Genomic DNA, 16,471 nt, shown 5'->3' with positions numbered 1-16,471 from the left:
GCTCCTTTTGGTAAAACGGTAGATTACGTCTTAACTTTTATTTTTTATAAAATCTTTGATCAATTGATAAATTAACTCAATTTCATAAGGTTGGATTTCAATATTGAATTTTTTTTCTATCGGTTTAAAGATTCCGTTAGACAATGTGAAAAAATCTCTTTCTTGGCTAGTCATGGCCATTTTTTTTATCAGATTATCAGAGCTTGTATGATTCATAATCATTCGTTCAATCATTAGCGAGAGATGCATATATAAATTGAGCTTTAATCTAGGATTAAATTTAACATCATAGAAATTCTCATAATGGGTAACAATGTCTTGACTATCTTCAATTACAATATTGGGATTCAAAATTTGTAACCGTCCACGAATACCCTCAATTGAAAGAAACTGTAGTAAGCGATCAATCAATAATTTGCAGGCTTCATAACTTTCACCAATTGATAACAATATTGATTGTAATTTTAAAGATGTGTTTTTATCAAAAATACTATAAACATTTATAATCTCAATATCTAAATCATGATTGATATCGGTTGTGGTTAAGATTAATTTTGTCTTTGAAAAAAATTGATGATCTTGGTTGATTAATAAATTGTGTAATTGCTTGTAATCTAGAGCAATTATTTCTAAGGATGATGACAGAGTTGTTTGAATAAGCTTTTTAAGTTCCTTGGATAAGCCGACTCCTGACATGCAAGAAACAATAATATTTTGTTTGTTCGATAATCCCTCATAGTATTGAGAATCAGTAGTAGCACCGTATTTCTGGCTTGCTTCTGCAATAGCAAGAAATGGTTCGTTGCGTTGAATCTGAAGACCAATATCAAGCGCCATTGCAGTTGTTATATTATTAACAACTAGAAGTTCTTGATCAGAAACTTTCTTAATTTCTTTAAACATTTGGTGTAGTGATCCCATATCAAATAGAACAATATTTCCTTTTGCAGAATCACCTTGCTCAGACAAATAATTACAGACATAAGTATTAATTTCTCCCAAGGAAATATCTATTGGCATATTAAAGGCTTCAAAAAAGTAATTACCACATAATGTATTCGCTATTTGTTGAATGCTAGAAGCAGTTTGTTCTCCATGTGCTAATAAAATAGCGTTATAATGCACAGATTCAATTTTATCTGTGCTTGATGCCATCAGGATGAAAAACGGAAGGTAATGATAACTATTTTTTACGTATTGAGGTTCAATTTTGGTCAATAATTTTTTAAATAAATAGTAGCTTCTCGGGTAATGATTTCTTAAAGCTTCTTGCAGTTTGGAGGATTGTTCATCATCTGGTAGGTTGATGCTACAAAGATTAGCATAGATGAAAGCTAAAGCAACCTGATTCCAAAAGTTACTATTTTGTGGGAAATTAATGCCATAGGGAGTAGTAATATACTTCTGGACAGCCTCTTGAAATGTCGGTGCTAAGCTGATCAATACCGGTTCATTAGTAATAACGCTGACTTGCTTAAGCACTTTAAGCACATAAAAATTTTGCTCTGTGATAGATTCACTATGGCCAAGTGAATCCGTGAGTTTTGCGAGTAAAGTGTGTGAGTTGGAATTAAGCTGTAGGATATTGTTGACTACCCTAGTTATGCTAGTTTGTAATAAATTCTGGTTAGGTATGATGGAGATAGCATGATTTACATCTAAACCAATAACTAACTGATTCATTTTTAAGGATCGGGCGTAGGCTGACGCTACCAGTAGTTTAATTGTATTTTGCAGGCCTCTGATGTTATCAGCTTGTCTAAGCTTGGCCAGCTTAATAAGTTCAGATGGTGAAATTAAAATCTTCTTGTTAATTTGATCGGCTTGTTGTTGTAGGAACATAATAATAAAAGCAACTTTCTCATGAAAAGGCCTGCTATCAAGGTCCAATAAGTCAATTCTCACCATAGCATTTTTTAAATATATGTTATCTTGAAGACTGAGGTTTGTATTAGTCGTTGAAAAAATATAACGAACGGTACTATCGGGTTGTTGCATAATATAAGTAAATAAACCGTGCTGATCTACAGGCTTAAATGTCTGTAGATTTTTAATACACACGTAACTATCTTCAGATTTGATTTTGTTAGACTGGGCAGAAATAGTTTTCAATTCTCTTTTCAGCACGTTTAACTGATTTTGATAATCTTCACAATCGATTAGTTTAAAAATAGCCTTTTCAGTCAAGATTTTACGTCTGATGGCTTCATTGTAAATGGCGTGAGCAAATAATAGTTTACCAGTGCCATGACTACCTGTAATAAGAACCGGTAACCCATGGCTAGGGTAGACAATGGCTTCTATAGCATTTTTAATATTAGATTTTAAACTGCCATATGAGCCTATTAAGTTATCAAAAGCATTCTTTCTATGTTTAATTTGCCAATATACTGGTCTGCTGCCAGACTTTTCTAATCGCCCTTGTTTTTCTAATTTTGATAGATAACTGCTAGTTACACCACGTGTCAGCCCAATTGCATGAGCTGCTTGGTTCGTAGTAATACGAACGTTAGGAAATTGTTGTGCGATGACCGCATAAAGTTTTTCTATTGCATTCAAAATTTCCACCCCTTAAGCACTATTGTCTGAAATTAAGCACAATATTTTGATGACTTTTTATATTTATATGCCTAATATATACATTGTAAGCGCTAACTATTCTTCAGTCTAGTTCGAATTCGAAGTTGCTTATATTATTTAATGATAAAGAAGGTGCTATCCCTAATAAATGATGATAGGTATCATTTTTAGAAAATGTATTCAAAAATTTCTTGAGTTAGGAGGAAAGTGAATTGAAGTATTTGTTACTCATTAGTCACGGTGATTTTTCTAATGGTTTAAAACAGACTTTAAGTATGTTCGCGGGTGATGCAACTAATACAGTCATATCCATTGGTTTAAAACCTGATGAAGCTATTGATACGTTAGATAAGCGAATTGATACTACTATGAAGCCAATACCAGAGAATTCTCAGTTTGTTATTTTGGCAGATATTATTGGTGGTAGTCCCCTTACCACAGTATGTAATGTTTTAAATAGACAAAAAAAATTCAATGATAGCATCATTATTGGGGGGATGAATTTCCCAATGGCATTAACCGCAATGATGTTTAAAGATTCTTTAGATAATATCGAATTGAAGAGTAAGCTTCTTTCAGAAGCAACTAAGGCCATTAGGCCCTTAGATATGAATGGAATATTGAAACCATCTGATGAAGACATTTAAGGAGGAAATATTAAAATGGCAATTTCTTTTGTTCGTATTGACGATCGTATGATTCATGGACTTATAACTGTCCGTTGGGGTAAAGAGTATCCGTGTGATGGAATTATTGCAGTAAACGATAAAGCAGCTAATAATGCTATTTTAGCTGAGGCTTATAAGGCTGCATCGGATAAAAAAACTTTTGTTTGGACCCTTGATCACTTTAACCAAGTCAGAGACAAAGTTTTGAGTTCGGAAACAAAATACTTTTTGATTACTAAAAACCCGCAAGATATGAAAACAATTTTGGTGGATATGAATTTTAAACCAGGTGATATTAAGACGATTATTGTTGGTCCAGGTAATGATCGGGAAGGTGCGATTAAATTAGGAGATAATCAATCCTTTACACAGTCTGAGGGTGATGCGTTTGAAGCTATTGAAAAGAATGGCTATAACGTGGAATTTGCTTTATTACCAGATCAACGATTAGGAGGTTGGAATAAATTTAAATCGAGATTCGGATATTAATCAATGATTGAGAAAGGATAGGAGGCTTTTAAAATGACAATTAGCTGGCTTCAAGCAGCCCTATTAGGTCTGTTTGCTTGTTTATGCTCGAATTCTTGTATGGCTGGTCAAGCAGTTGGGAATTACACGATTGGCCGCCCATTAGTTGGTGGGCTTGTTTGTGGTATTATTCTTGGAAATCTTCAACTTGGTATTGCTTGTGGTGTTGCAATGCAGTTGGTTTACATTGCGTTAGTGACACCCGGTGGGACAGTATCTGCTGATGTTCGTGCAATTTCTTATATTGGTATTCCATTGGCAATGGTCGCAATTGCTTCTCAAGGATTGAATCCGCTTGGCGGTAGTGCTGCTAACCTTGCAAAATCAGTTGGAACTTTGGTGGGTACAGTTGGAACAGTTTTGTATTACGCAGTCGCAACTATGAACTTGGTATGGCAATCTTTTGGTTGGAAAGATGTTCATAGTGGCAAGTTGGATAAACTGACGGCAGTTAATTTTGGCTGGCCATGGATTTCTCATGCGATTTTCTCTTTCTTACCAACCATGTTATTAACTTATTATGGTGCAACAGCGGTAACGGCATTACGAAATGCGCTGCCTATGGATGGGATAGCAATGAAGACACTATTCACAGTTGGTGGAATGTTACCATGTGTTGGGATTGCTATTTTACTTCGCCAAATCATTGGGCGGGCAGCAGATTTCATCCCATTTTTAGTAGGATTTACGCTTGCTGCTTCATTGAAACTTAATTTGGTATCAGTTACGGTTATTTCGCTATTATTTGCAGTTATTATGTATGAAGTTGAGATGGCAAAAACATCAGGATCTGAAGCTGTCACTGATGGTCCAAGTAATAGCGACGATGAGGAGGATATTTGATCATGGATAAAATTAATAGTCATAATCAGCTTGATCAAAAGACATTGACAAAGTCATTTCATCGTTGGTTTTGGGGGGCACTAACATGCTTTTCTCAAGAACATATGCAAACATTTGGATATATGGCATCTATGTTGCCAATTCTCAGAAAATTATATCCCAAGCATGAAGATCAAGTTAAAGCCATCAAGGCGTATACTGCTTTCTTTAATACTAATCCAATGTTAGGGACAGTTATTGTTGGAATCACGGCTAGTATGGAGCAAGCACGCGCTGATGGTAAGGAAATCGATGGAGAAACGATTAACGATATGCGGGCAGGTTTAATGGGGCCAATTGCCGGTATCGGTGATTCCTTAATTGACGGTACTTTAATTCCTATTCTGTTGGGGATTTCATTAGGTATGTCAAGTGGTGGTTCACCATTAGGTGCAATATTCTATATTATTGCTTGGGTACTCATTGCTTATTTTGGACAACGATTTTTATATTTTCGGGGATATAAGTTTGGTGATCAAGCAGTTAGCTTTTTAGTTGGTAAACAAGGTGCAGCTGTTCGACATGCTATTGGAACCGTCGGAAGCATGGTTGTTGGTGGCGTTTTAGCCTCATGGGTAAGCGTTACGACTTCACTTAAATTAACTGGGGCTAATGGTAAGGTGTTCCTAAATCTTCAAGATAAATTAGATAGTATTTATCCAGGATTGTTAACGGTTGCTGTAACCTTCTTTTGTTGGTGGTTAATGACAAAAAAACATGTATCAGCAATCTGGACAATGTTAATTCTCGTAGTAATTGCGCTTGTTGGTGTATTAGTTGGTTTCTTTAATCCGGGACTATCATATTAAAATAAGTAAATGATGTTACCAGGGAGGAGGATAATGATGACAATTCAAGAAATGAAGACGGGTTATGAAGAAGAAGTTGCTTATCAGAAGCATATGCTTAAAAATTTAGGCTATTGGATTCAACTCGGAACAGTTACTAGCGGAATTGGTATTGTTATATCTTATTTATATCATCAAAATTTATGGTTATATATACTTGGTATCAGCTTGTTTATTTTGGGTGCTTTACTAACCATTACATTCAGTTATGTAGGCTGGAAAGGACAGCAAAATATTCGTGCAGTTGTTGACGATTATGACCAGAAAATCAAATATTTTCAAAAGAAGGTTCGTCAGCAGACAGGAATTACGCCCAAAGTCAAATAGCTCCTGGTACAGGTAACTTTAATTGTAGGTGCTTCATTTATCAGTGATCAGTGCAACTATGGCAGGACTGAGAAGTCGGTGAGATTCAGTTCTCAACGATTTTTTGGGTGTAGCTCACTGTGATAGAAGAATAAATAGTGGTGACTAACACTCATGTGAATGAGCTGTTAAAAAATAGGAGGGTAATTAGGTTGAAGACTAATGAAAAGCAGCACTATAAGATGTATAAAAGCAAGAGCATGTGGGTATTTGCCTGCTTATCAACATGTCTTATCGTTTCATTTTTTAATGGTGGGCAAAATGTAAGCGCTGCGACAAGCGCTTCGTCTTCTCAAATTAGTCAAAACAACACTCAGACTAGCGATGTTACAACAGATGAGTCGGTTACTCAATCGCTTTCAGTCAATGACGTACCGACTGTAGCATCATCAAAACAAGTTGATTTGCCGAGTTCAAGCGACAGTGAGGCATCATCCAGTAATACAGCCAGTAATACAGCCAGTAATACAGCCAGTAATACAGCCAGTAATACAGTCAGTAATACAGTCAGTCAAACAGATGATAACAAAAATCAAGTAGCCTCAAATAGCACTAACAATACTGATGTGACAAAACCTGTTACAACAAGTGATTCAGATAAGGCTATTGTCAATTCGAATACCACATTGCCGACAAGTGATGAACAAGCAAAAAGTAGTGTAGGGCAATCTCAAACTGACCAATCAACATCTTCCACAACAATTGCAACCAAAGCAATTACCACCAAAGCAATTACCACTATAGCGATTGACAATTCAGCAAAGGCTACAACCCCCGATATCAGTCAAAATGATCAGTATGATGAACAATATAGAAATCAATTTCATTACTCCAGTAATGAAAATTGGATCAACGATCCAAACGGCCTCTTTTATGATAGTAGCACAGGACTTTACAATCTTTATTATCAATACAATCCAAAGGGGAACCAATGGGGCAATATGTCTTGGGGCCATGCCGTCAGCAAGGATCTAATTAATTGGACACAAGAAGATGTTGCCATTCCTTGGTTAGAGAATCAAGGTTGGGAAGACTTTACGTATACTAACACAACGGGAAATCTCAAAGATTATGGAACAGTGAGATATATTGGGGATCCAACAGGAGACTGGGGAACTACACCAAATAGTAAGGCTATATTCAGCGGTTCGATTGTGGTTGATGCCAATAATGTTAGTGGGTTAGGTAAGGGGACCATATTAGCCTTTTACACAGCTGATTATGAGATTGCGACTAGAAAAAATGACGGTGCTGAAGGTGGATTAGGGACTTGGATTGGAGTAAATGAGATTCAAGAGCAACATTTGGCCTACAGCCTCGATGGTGGCAAAACATTTATTCAATATTCGAAGGATGGTAATGCGGCTAATCCTCAGGCAATCATTCCAACCAGCATGAACCAGGGAGGAGATGCCGCGAATTTCCGCGATCCAAGCGTAGTCTACGATGCGGTTAATAAACAATACTATTTAACCGTTGTGTCTGGCCAGCAAGCCCTCATTTATAAATCTAGCAATCTGTTGGACTGGACATATGCTTCTAAAATTGAACGTGAAAATGATGTGGGTAACGGCGTATGGGAATGTCCATCATTGATACCAATAAAGGTAGCTGGAACAAATGACACAAAGTGGGTATTTTGTGTCAGTGTTCAACAAGGCGCACATGCCACAGGATCTGGGATGCAATATTATGTTGGCAATATGACCGCTGATGGGACTTGGATGCCTGAGAGCTCGAAGACGCTTCAAGATCCAATGACAATGGACTCAGGAGAAGACTTTTATGCCGGTATTCCTTTCTCCAATATGCCCGATGGTCGAACTGTTATGTTGGCTTGGCAGTCGAATTGGAGCTATACGGGAGAAGCTAACACAACACCTTGGTACGGTAATATGACTCTTCCTCGCGAACTGAATCTTGAAAAGAGTCCTGATACAACAGACGGGTACTTGTTGGCAAATACTGTGGTCAAAGAAATTGCTAACAACGAAGAGGCCAATGTTATTGATCAAAAGGACAGTAACTTTTCAATTTCAAGTAATGATCAAAAAGTTCAATATGATGGCAAACAATATAAAATTAGTGCGACATTTTCTTGGGATGAGAGCAATAAACCAAGTTCAGTCGGCTTTAAGCTTCGTGTTTCTGATGATAAAAAGTATGATATGTTGGTTGGTTATGATTTGACTACGGGATTATTTTTTGTCCAGAGACTCAGCACTGGTGAACCCAATATGGGTGCACCTCGAGACAAAATGAACGCAACAGTGAATGCTGATGGATCAATTACGATTACGGTTTATGTTGACGAAACAAGTATTGAGGCCTTTGCTAATAATGGCGAAAAATCGATAACCCAAAACTTCTTTATGCGGCCAGAAAATATTGGTGATCAAGCTACAAATGGTGTTTACGTGTATTCAGATAATGGAACGACTAACATCAGTAACTTAACTATCAATCCAATTGCTTCTATTTGGAACAGTGTTGGGAAACTAACTGAAAAATTTGTTGATGAAAGCGGCAATTCGATTGCTGACAATGTTGTTTCTTCTGGTAATGTTGGTGATCCTTACTCGACAACCCAAAAGGATATTGCTGGTTATACCTTCAAAGAAGTTCAAGGTACCCCTACGGGTAGTTTCACAGCTCAGGATCAGACCGTAACCTATGTGTACACCAAGAATCCGGTTGCTGGTGGGAACGGCACTGGAGATACTGGATCTACTCAATCAGGAAATCCGTCTGCTACTGGTAAGGGTCAAGAAAATCCTAGTTTTGACCAACTCGACAATCCAAGTCAACTAAATAATTCTACCAAGAATGGAATTGTCAATACATCCACGAGTACAGAATCTCAGTCTAACAACACCTCAAGATTACCCCGAACAGGTGAAGACAATAATGGAAATCAAACAATATCATTTGCTGGTATTTTGTTAGTAATACTCGGCAATTTGCTTGGCTTAATTGGTATTAAAAAGCATCGTAGTTTCCTGTAGTTAAGCACCTGACAACTTTATCCAGATGAACTGACTATTGGCCATTTAAATAAGTTTCAACAGCAAGATAAGCTCATAATAAATGCTAGAATTCCTTTGGCCGCAAATTAATGAAACTCATCGGTTTTTTAGCAAAATAGATAGATGGTTACCATGTTGTATGACGTTATTTGAAGATTCTAGCAGAATGAAAAGCCTATAGAATAGGGTAAATGAGCGTAATTTAAAGAAAAACTATACAAAGTTTTAAAATAATGATAAACTATTCAATAAATTATTTGAATAGTGGTGAGATTATGTACGAAGAAGCAATTGAGTACAAAGATAGTCTTTACAAAGAACTATCCAGAATAGGAAAGAGCCTCGGCAGTGATCGTCGTTTGGAAATCCTTGATTTATTAATCCAGGCTCCCAAGAGTGTAGAAGAAATTTCAAAAGAATTAAAGATTAGTGTTGCTAATACTTCACGGCATTTACAAGTATTAAGGGATAGTCACCTAGTAAAAACTGAGCGAGATGGGAATCGAATCATTTACAGCCTGAGTTCACCCTTAATTACGAAACTAATTCAACTGCTTACTGATATTGGCGAAAACGAGCTTTCTGAAATGAAAGTTATTCAACATAAAGCCACAACCTCAGAAAATGTAAAAAGCATTTCCTTAGAACAAGCACTGAAAAGTTATAAGAATGGACTACTTTTAGATGTTCGTCCACAAGATGAGTATCAAGAAGGACATATTAATTCTGCTATAAATATCCCACTTGATACTTTATCAGACCATCTAACGGAACTACCGAAGAATCGGCAAATTATTGTTTATTGTCGTGGTAGATTATGTGGTAATTCGAATATTGCAACGCAGTTATTAAATAATAATGGCTACAATGCGCTTGGCTTAAATTATAGTTACTATGATTGGAAAAGAGCATTGAAATGTATTAACGAGAAAAAGTGATCGGAAGATTTACCGGTCACTTTTTTGTTTAGGTAATTTAAATACAGAAATTTACCCTTGCACTTACAAAAAGTAGGTGCTATTATTTAACCATTCAATGAATTAGTTGAATTGATAAGAGGTGATATTGGTTATATGGTTAAGCTAGACATACCTAAACTTAAAATGTTGGTCTTTGAGAACGATTGGTGCGCTCAATGCTATACGGAAAGACCAATTATTCACAGACTTGCCATTAAATATCATGATCAATTAGAAGTTGAAGTGCTCAATGCTGATAATAACCCGCTTATGGTAAAAAAATACAATGTGTTAACTGCGCCAAGCATCATATTAATTAAAAATGATGAGATGGTAGAACGGATATCACGTTTTATAGATCAAAATCAATTGGAGACAGTAATTCGTTATTATTTATAGAGTGTGAGGAGTGACTAAATAATGGAAACATATGATGTACTCGTAATCGGTGCAGGTCCAGGTGGAATGACAGCTGCCTTATATGCTGCTCGTGCAAACCTTAAAGTTGGCATGATTGATCGTGGCATATACGGCGGTCAGATGAATAATACGGATGATATTGAAAATTATCCCGGGTTCACATCAATTAAAGGTCCAGATTTGAGCGAGAAAATGTATCAAAGTACGGTCAAGGCTGGAGTTAATTTTATTTGTGGTGATGTTCAAGAAGTAACTGTTGATTCAAATCAATGGAAGCATATCAAAACCGATAGCGAAGAGTTGGCCGCTAAGTCAGTTATTATTGCTACCGGATCGACTAATAAAAAATTAGGTGTTCCAGGAGAAGAGGAATTTTCAGGCAAGGGCGTCTCCTATTGTGCCGTATGTGATGGTGCTTTCTTTAAGGGTAAGCAGGTAACCGTAATTGGTGGTGGAGACTCAGCTATTTCTGAGGGCTTATATTTAGCCAATGTGACGAACAAAGTAAATGTAGTTCACCATCGTGATACATTGCGCGCCCAACAGGTTCTTCAGGATAGAGCATTCGAGAATCCAAAGATGAATTTCACCTGGAATACGACAGTTGAAAAGATTATTGGTGATGAAAATCATGTTACCGGAATTGAGGTCGTCGATACTAAAACAAATGAAAAGAAAGTTATTAATACAGACGGAATCTTTATTTATATCGGTAACTTACCTAACAGTCAGCTTTTTAAGAGGCTAAATATTACAGACTCAGCAGGCTGGATTCTGACAAATGATGATATGGAAACAAATATTCCGGGTGTCTTTGCAATTGGTGATGTTCGTAAGAAGAGACTTCGTCAAATTACTACTGCTGTTGGTGATGGGGGAATTGCTGGACAGAATGCATATGAATATGTTGAAAATTTTAATTAAGAAGGAGAATTAAAGATGGAAATTAAATATTGGTCAGATATTGCTTGTCCATTTTGTTATATCGGCTCTAATCGTATGAAGAAGGCTATGAAAGAAATTGGTATTTACGATGAGACAGAACTAAAGTTTAAATCTTTTGAGCTTAACCCTGCAACGCCAAAAGTAACTACTGAAGGGTATATTAATCACTTTACTCAGGGAAATAAGTCACTAGAGCCTCAGGCCAAAAAGCAAATGGCTTATATCGAGTCAATGGCGCACGCAGATGGATTATCGATGGAAATTAATAAGGTTGTCCCTACTAATACTATGGATGCTCATCGTTTAATTAAATTAGCTGGCAGTAAGGGTGATCCTGCACTTACAGAAAGAGTTATTAAACGTTTCTACCAAGTTTACTTTAGTGATGGAACCTCGATTGCTGATCATGATGTTTTAGTTAATGCGGCAACGGATGCTGGACTAGCTAAAGATGAAATAGAGGCCGTGCTAGATTCGGATAAATATCATGATGATGTCATTAGTGACGAGGTAGAAGCCCAACAATCAGGTATTCATGCTGCACCGTTTTTCGTGATTAATAATAAGTACGCAATTAGTGGTGCTCAACCATATGAAGTATTCGTTAAAGCACTTAAGCAGGTTCAAGCTGAAGAGGAGGCATAATTATCATGGAAGAAAAGGAAGTAACTACACCATTCCAAGTTGTCGGCGATAATCAAGGTGATAGTGGCACATGTGGGCCTAACGGCTGCAGTATTGCCGATCACTGGAACAAGAAAAAGAATGATGAAAAGAAGGACTAGGGAGGTAAGATAACATGATTAAAAATGTGACGGATCAAGACTTCAAGAAAGAGACCAATACTGGAGTAACTCTAACTGATTTTTGGGCTACTTGGTGCCCTCCTTGCCGAATGCAGGGACCAATTATCGAAGAACTTGATAAGGATATGGGAGACAAGGTCAAGATCAGTAAGATGGATGTCGATGCTAACCAAAATACTCCTGCTGAGTTTGGTATCATGTCTATTCCAACCCTGATTATTAAGAAAGATGGGAAGATCATGGAGAAGCTGGTTGGCCTTCACAGCAAGGACCAGCTTAAGCAAGTTCTTTCTCAATATACCGATTAATTAGAATGAGGGGAATAGTTAATGGAAAAGTTTAATTACGTCGTAGTTGGAAGTGGACCTTCTGTTTATCGTTTCTTGCTGGGAATGAAGGATAGTAAAAAGAAAATCCTAGTGGTGGAGAAAAAGCGTTTTGGTGGAATCTGCCCGAATGAGGGGTGCGAGCCAAAGATCTTCTTAGAAGGGGCTGTAAGAGCAGTTCTTACCTCACGAAAGCTAGAAGGAAAGGGAATTGAAACTCCTGGTAAGTTAAACTGGCAAAGATTAATTCAATACAAGAAAGAAGTATTCGCACCATTTCCTAAGAGCACACAGCAAATGTATGAGGGTTTAGGTGCCCAAACATTGACGGGAACAGCTTCTTTTATTGATTCACACCACATCAGTGTGGAGTCAGGTGTGATTGAGGCTGATAATTTTGTTATTGCTACAGGACGCACACCACGTCAATTATCTTTCCCTGGACAAGAATATACGCTAACTAGTACAGATATTTTTGACTTGGAGGACTTACCAAAGCGTATTGCCATAATCGGTAGCGGCTATGTTGGCATGGAGATTGCTACTTTACTTACCGCTGCTGGTTCAGATGTGACAATTATTCAACATTCCGATCGTCCCCTCCGGTCGTTCTACTCACAACATGTTCAACAACTTGTGAACGAAATGAAGGACTCGTTAGGAATTGAATTTAAATTCAATACTAGCGTAAAGGCGATCACTAAGAAGGAAAGTGGATATCAACTTGAAACCACGACTGGTGATAAAAGTAACTTTGATACAGTGGTTAATGCAAGTGGTCGAGTTCCTAATTTAGGTTCGCTTAATCTCTCTGCCGCAGGAGTTGAAGCGACCGAAGATGGGATCAAAACAAACGGTTTTTTGCAATCAAGTTCGGAAAATATTTATGCCCTTGGTGATGTGCTCAGTAAGAAGGTGCCAGGCTTGACACCAACTGCTCAATTTGAAGGTGATTATCTGAGTGCTCTCTTTACTGAAAAAGAAACGAAACCAATTCAATACCCAGTAATCGGGACAGTTGCCTTTACCTTCCCTCAAGTAGCACAAGCTGGTATAAATATTGATGAAGCACGTAATAATGAGAAATATGTTATAAAAGATATTGATATTACAGCGGGTGACTTTTTCTATCAAGGAACAGCCGATAATGCTCGTCTAACCATTGTTTATGACAAGAAAACTGGACGATTAAAGGGAGCTTCCGAAATTAGCCAGACTGCTGTAGATGACATTAATAATCTGATTCCAGTGATGAGTTTGGATGTGCAACCAGATGACTGGAAGAAGAAAATGTTAATGGCATTCCCAGGATTAGCCTACAAGATTAGAAATTTAGTATAACTTATCAATATTACTTTTTATAACATAGTTAGTCCTAAGAAGGGTAAATTAAAATGCAACAATTTTTTACAATCTTAGGTGGAATGGGAACGATAGCAACCGAAAGTTATGTACGCTTACTAAAATAAGCGTACATCGACTAATCGTGACCAAGACTGTCTAGATTATCTTGTAGTTAATCATGCATGGGCAGACATCTAGCTCAATGAAAAGAAAGCGAAAAGAAAACAGCTTAGTGCTCGTGGTATAATACAGCTGTAGGATATTGTGATGCATAGTCCAATTGGACCGCCTCTTTCCCATATGGAAAGAGTTACGACAACACAAAGCCCCTTCTGCTAGAGCCAATAGCAAAAAGGGGCTTTATTATGTCATAATATGTATATACATATAATTTCTTCTGGCTTCTCAGTAATATTGTTACTGGGAAGCTTTTTATATAGAAAAAGCCCCACGCAAAACACGTAGGACTACCAATAGAAGAGTTGGCGTCATTGTAACACGTCTATTCTTTGCGGACAATATCATCCCTGATTATCCTGGCACCATACTTCTGGCGTAGATTAAATAGCTTCTTCTTAGGAAAGGCGTGGGTCAGCACGGGAATGTCCCATTCCTTTTGAAATGCCATTAGCACCTCAACAAACTCATCATATGTAAAGTCAGAGAAGGGGAGCTGTGCAGCGATTGTAGTATAGACTCCAGGGTTAAATTTGCTATGTGCCTCCGCTGTGATATTGTATTTCTCGCTAAGATCGGTAATGGAGACCCAAAGGTTAAGTTTACCGTGAGTGTGCTGCTTGAAATCAGCAATAATCTCATTGCCTTTCTTAATTGCTAATCTAACATTACGAGTTTGATTTTTCATGATTAAATCACCTATAACACACGAAACTAGCTTAGTGCTTTTTTAGCATTTCTGATCATCTTATCAAAGACGTTGGCTACAATATCCAGTTCCTTTTGGCTTAATCCTTTAGTCATTGTCTTTTGGTATTCAATAACAATACTCAAGATCTCGTTATACTTTTTAATTCCATCTTCTGTTAGGGATATTAGCTTTTTGCGGTGATCTTTACTGTCTTGTTGCTGATATATTAATCCTTCATCATCAAGTCTTTGGACTATTTTGACCATACTAGGTCCAGTAATTCCTACTAATTTAGCTAAATTGTTTTGGGAAATTATATCGTGAGAATTAATAAAGTATAAAGAAATCCATGTATTGTAGGTAACGCCAACATCTTTCAAGCGGTCAGTAAGCACCGCTTTGAAAAGTTTGGAGCTAGTGTTGGTAGTAAACATTAAGCAATCTTCCAGGGTAAATTTAGTCACGGCATTTCACTCCTTACAATATGATTTTATCATAGTTTTCTGATTAGATAGTTAGTTAACTATTGATTTAAAAATTGAAAATACTATAATAATTACTGAAAGCGCTTTTAGTATATATTTGAAAGGAATGCTGACTATGACAAAGTACAGTGTAACCGCTAGAAAGACTAATTCAAGTTTACAAGTTGATGCTCATACACGTGGAATTCACAATACATTAGACGAGCCGAAAGCAAACGGGGGAACGAATACTGGACTTAATCCGGTTGAATTAGAGCTTGGCTCCCTCGGTGCTTCGCTCCAAGAAACAGCACGGAAACTTTCTGCATCAAATAATTTTAATTACCAAAAACTCGAAATAAGTCTTGAAGGGGACCTAGATTTTAGGGGATTTATGGGTGATCCAAATGTTCGGAATGGGTTCCAAGAAATTCGGATATCCTTTAATTTTGAAACAAGTCAAAGTAAGGAAGAATGTCAGAAGTTTGTTGAATTAGTTGAAAAAAGTTCTCCTATCTTTGACACGCTAGTTAACGGGACTAATGTCATTATTGATAACATTATTAAGGATTAGGAGGTATTATTATGGCTATCACAACGTTTAAGGCAAAGGTCGTAAGTACAGATGATCCTAACAAGTACATCTCTTATTCACGTGATTTCACAGTTAAATTTCAAACGAATGAATTAAATAATGGATACGATGAAGGAATTACTCCTAATGAAGGGATCTTATGTGCACTTGGGGCATGTGAGGATATTGTTGCAGCTTCCTTCTACAAAAAAGAAAAATTTGAATATAGTTCATTGTACATTCCTGTTAGAGGAGAGATTTCTGGGAAGCGTCCAGGATTTGATAATATTGGTGTTGATATTCACTTCAGGACACCAAAGGAAAAGACAGAGATAACCAAATTCGTTAAATTCATGGAAGATACTTGTCCTGTCAGAGATAATTTGGTTAATACAGTACCAATTGTAACTAAAGAAGTTAAATCTGAAAAATAGTAGTGGCTGAGTAAGATGGCAACAAATATAAAAGCGTCCTATTTTGGGACGCTTTATTGTTTAAACAATTATCTTCTACTTTATTGATTCAATGCAACTAGGTCCACCGTCTTTGAAGCGGCCCTGCATTTTGTGTACATCTGTTATAGCATGAATGAGCAGCGGTTGATAAACAGATGCTATATGGTTGCTATATATTTGCAAAGTAGGGTATTAAATCGCTTATATCGACCTGTCATTAAAATTCTTGTTTTAATGCGTTTATATTTTAAAACCGTTTTGGATGCCTATATTTATCTATATCTAACACGATCTATTTGGTAGCGTCAAGAATCTTGTGTAAATGAAATGCCTTCGTACATATAATATGTATCTAACTTAAATAAATGATGCTTCCAAGGTGTCCTGGAGTCCTTTGAACCCTCGGTGGATC

General features: G+C 37.0%; 18 protein-coding genes and 1 pseudogene. 16 read left to right on the top strand and 3 right to left on the bottom strand.

Annotated elements, in window-relative coordinates; all coding sequences use genetic code 11:
* Window positions 1-30: 30 nt before the first annotated feature.
* Window positions 31-2,559 carry a PRD domain-containing protein gene (locus MZO41_RS15035; RefSeq protein WP_064972141.1) on the bottom strand — a complete coding sequence of 843 codons (2,529 nt, stop codon included), beginning with the start codon at window positions 2,557-2,559 and terminating at the stop codon, window positions 31-33.
* A 233-nt stretch (window positions 2,560-2,792) separates the two neighbouring features.
* Between MZO41_RS15035 and MZO41_RS15030 the strand changes: the two genes are divergently transcribed.
* From MZO41_RS15030 to MZO41_RS14970, 14 genes and pseudogenes are all read left to right on the top strand, one after another.
* Complete coding sequence (locus tag MZO41_RS15030; protein WP_022638614.1) at window positions 2,793-3,227, top strand: PTS sugar transporter subunit IIA; 435 nt, start codon at window positions 2,793-2,795, stop codon at window positions 3,225-3,227.
* Window positions 3,228-3,242: 15 nt separating this feature from the next.
* On the top strand, window positions 3,243-3,737 hold the full coding sequence (locus tag MZO41_RS15025) for a PTS sugar transporter subunit IIB (protein ID WP_022638613.1): 495 nt from the start codon (window positions 3,243-3,245) through the stop codon (window positions 3,735-3,737).
* A gap of 33 nt (window positions 3,738-3,770) precedes the next feature.
* Entirely contained in the window at window positions 3,771-4,619 is an 849-nt protein-coding gene (locus tag MZO41_RS15020) for a PTS mannose/fructose/sorbose/N-acetylgalactosamine transporter subunit IIC (protein WP_027822950.1), read from the top strand.
* 2 nt (window positions 4,620-4,621) lie between these two features.
* Window positions 4,622-5,467 carry a PTS system mannose/fructose/sorbose family transporter subunit IID gene (locus MZO41_RS15015; RefSeq protein ID WP_024002725.1) on the top strand — a complete coding sequence of 282 codons (846 nt, stop codon included), beginning with the start codon at window positions 4,622-4,624 and terminating at the stop codon, window positions 5,465-5,467.
* Between the two features lie 36 nt (window positions 5,468-5,503).
* Entirely contained in the window at window positions 5,504-5,833 is a 330-nt protein-coding gene (locus MZO41_RS15010) for a hypothetical protein (RefSeq protein ID WP_027822949.1), read from the top strand.
* A gap of 191 nt (window positions 5,834-6,024) precedes the next feature.
* Window positions 6,025-8,877 (top strand): GH32 C-terminal domain-containing protein, encoded by a 2,853-nt coding sequence (locus MZO41_RS15005; RefSeq protein WP_252129703.1) that lies wholly within the window; start codon window positions 6,025-6,027, stop codon window positions 8,875-8,877.
* 296 nt (window positions 8,878-9,173) lie between these two features.
* A complete protein-coding gene (locus tag MZO41_RS15000) occupies window positions 9,174-9,836 on the top strand; it encodes an ArsR/SmtB family transcription factor (RefSeq protein WP_119724052.1) in 663 nt (220 codons plus the stop codon).
* A 135-nt stretch (window positions 9,837-9,971) separates the two neighbouring features.
* Window positions 9,972-10,256, top strand: a complete 285-nt coding sequence (locus MZO41_RS14995) for a thioredoxin family protein (protein ID WP_027822611.1) — start codon at window positions 9,972-9,974, stop codon at window positions 10,254-10,256.
* A gap of 21 nt (window positions 10,257-10,277) precedes the next feature.
* The gene (gene trxB / locus MZO41_RS14990; RefSeq protein ID WP_053339260.1) at window positions 10,278-11,201 is read left to right on the top strand and encodes a thioredoxin-disulfide reductase; all 924 of its coding nucleotides are present in this window, start codon (window positions 10,278-10,280) and stop codon (window positions 11,199-11,201) included.
* Between the two features lie 15 nt (window positions 11,202-11,216).
* Entirely contained in the window at window positions 11,217-11,867 is a 651-nt protein-coding gene (locus MZO41_RS14985) for a DsbA family oxidoreductase (RefSeq protein ID WP_053339259.1), read from the top strand.
* A 5-nt stretch (window positions 11,868-11,872) separates the two neighbouring features.
* Complete coding sequence (locus MZO41_RS16900) at window positions 11,873-12,007, top strand: hypothetical protein (protein WP_255782008.1); 135 nt, start codon at window positions 11,873-11,875, stop codon at window positions 12,005-12,007.
* 14 nt (window positions 12,008-12,021) lie between these two features.
* Complete coding sequence (trxA, locus tag MZO41_RS14980; RefSeq protein WP_064972126.1) at window positions 12,022-12,336, top strand: thioredoxin; 315 nt, start codon at window positions 12,022-12,024, stop codon at window positions 12,334-12,336.
* A 21-nt stretch (window positions 12,337-12,357) separates the two neighbouring features.
* Window positions 12,358-13,695 (top strand): dihydrolipoyl dehydrogenase family protein, encoded by a 1,338-nt coding sequence (locus tag MZO41_RS14975; RefSeq protein ID WP_027822615.1) that lies wholly within the window; start codon window positions 12,358-12,360, stop codon window positions 13,693-13,695.
* A gap of 53 nt (window positions 13,696-13,748) precedes the next feature.
* A pseudogene (locus MZO41_RS14970) lies at window positions 13,749-13,881 on the top strand (aspartate racemase); the annotation flags it as partial.
* 319 nt (window positions 13,882-14,200) lie between these two features.
* Here the strand turns inward: MZO41_RS14970 and MZO41_RS14965 are convergent.
* Both MZO41_RS14965 and MZO41_RS14960 read right to left on the bottom strand, forming a co-directional pair.
* Window positions 14,201-14,563 carry a hypothetical protein gene (locus MZO41_RS14965; protein ID WP_027822616.1) on the bottom strand — a complete coding sequence of 121 codons (363 nt, stop codon included), beginning with the start codon at window positions 14,561-14,563 and terminating at the stop codon, window positions 14,201-14,203.
* Between the two features lie 26 nt (window positions 14,564-14,589).
* Complete coding sequence (locus MZO41_RS14960; RefSeq protein ID WP_027822617.1) at window positions 14,590-15,030, bottom strand: MarR family winged helix-turn-helix transcriptional regulator; 441 nt, start codon at window positions 15,028-15,030, stop codon at window positions 14,590-14,592.
* A gap of 136 nt (window positions 15,031-15,166) precedes the next feature.
* Between MZO41_RS14960 and MZO41_RS14955 the strand changes: the two genes are divergently transcribed.
* Both MZO41_RS14955 and MZO41_RS14950 read left to right on the top strand, forming a co-directional pair.
* The gene (locus tag MZO41_RS14955; protein ID WP_010495033.1) at window positions 15,167-15,604 is read left to right on the top strand and encodes an OsmC family protein; all 438 of its coding nucleotides are present in this window, start codon (window positions 15,167-15,169) and stop codon (window positions 15,602-15,604) included.
* Between the two features lie 11 nt (window positions 15,605-15,615).
* A complete protein-coding gene (locus MZO41_RS14950) occupies window positions 15,616-16,038 on the top strand; it encodes an OsmC family protein (protein WP_010495029.1) in 423 nt (140 codons plus the stop codon).
* The last annotated feature ends 433 nt before the right edge of the window (window positions 16,039-16,471 follow it).

This window comes from Lactiplantibacillus sp. C232 (assembly GCF_023806725.1).
GTDB lineage: Bacteria > Bacillota > Bacilli > Lactobacillales > Lactobacillaceae > Lactiplantibacillus > Lactiplantibacillus plantarum.
This window is presented reverse-complemented; position numbering and strand designations above follow the sequence as displayed.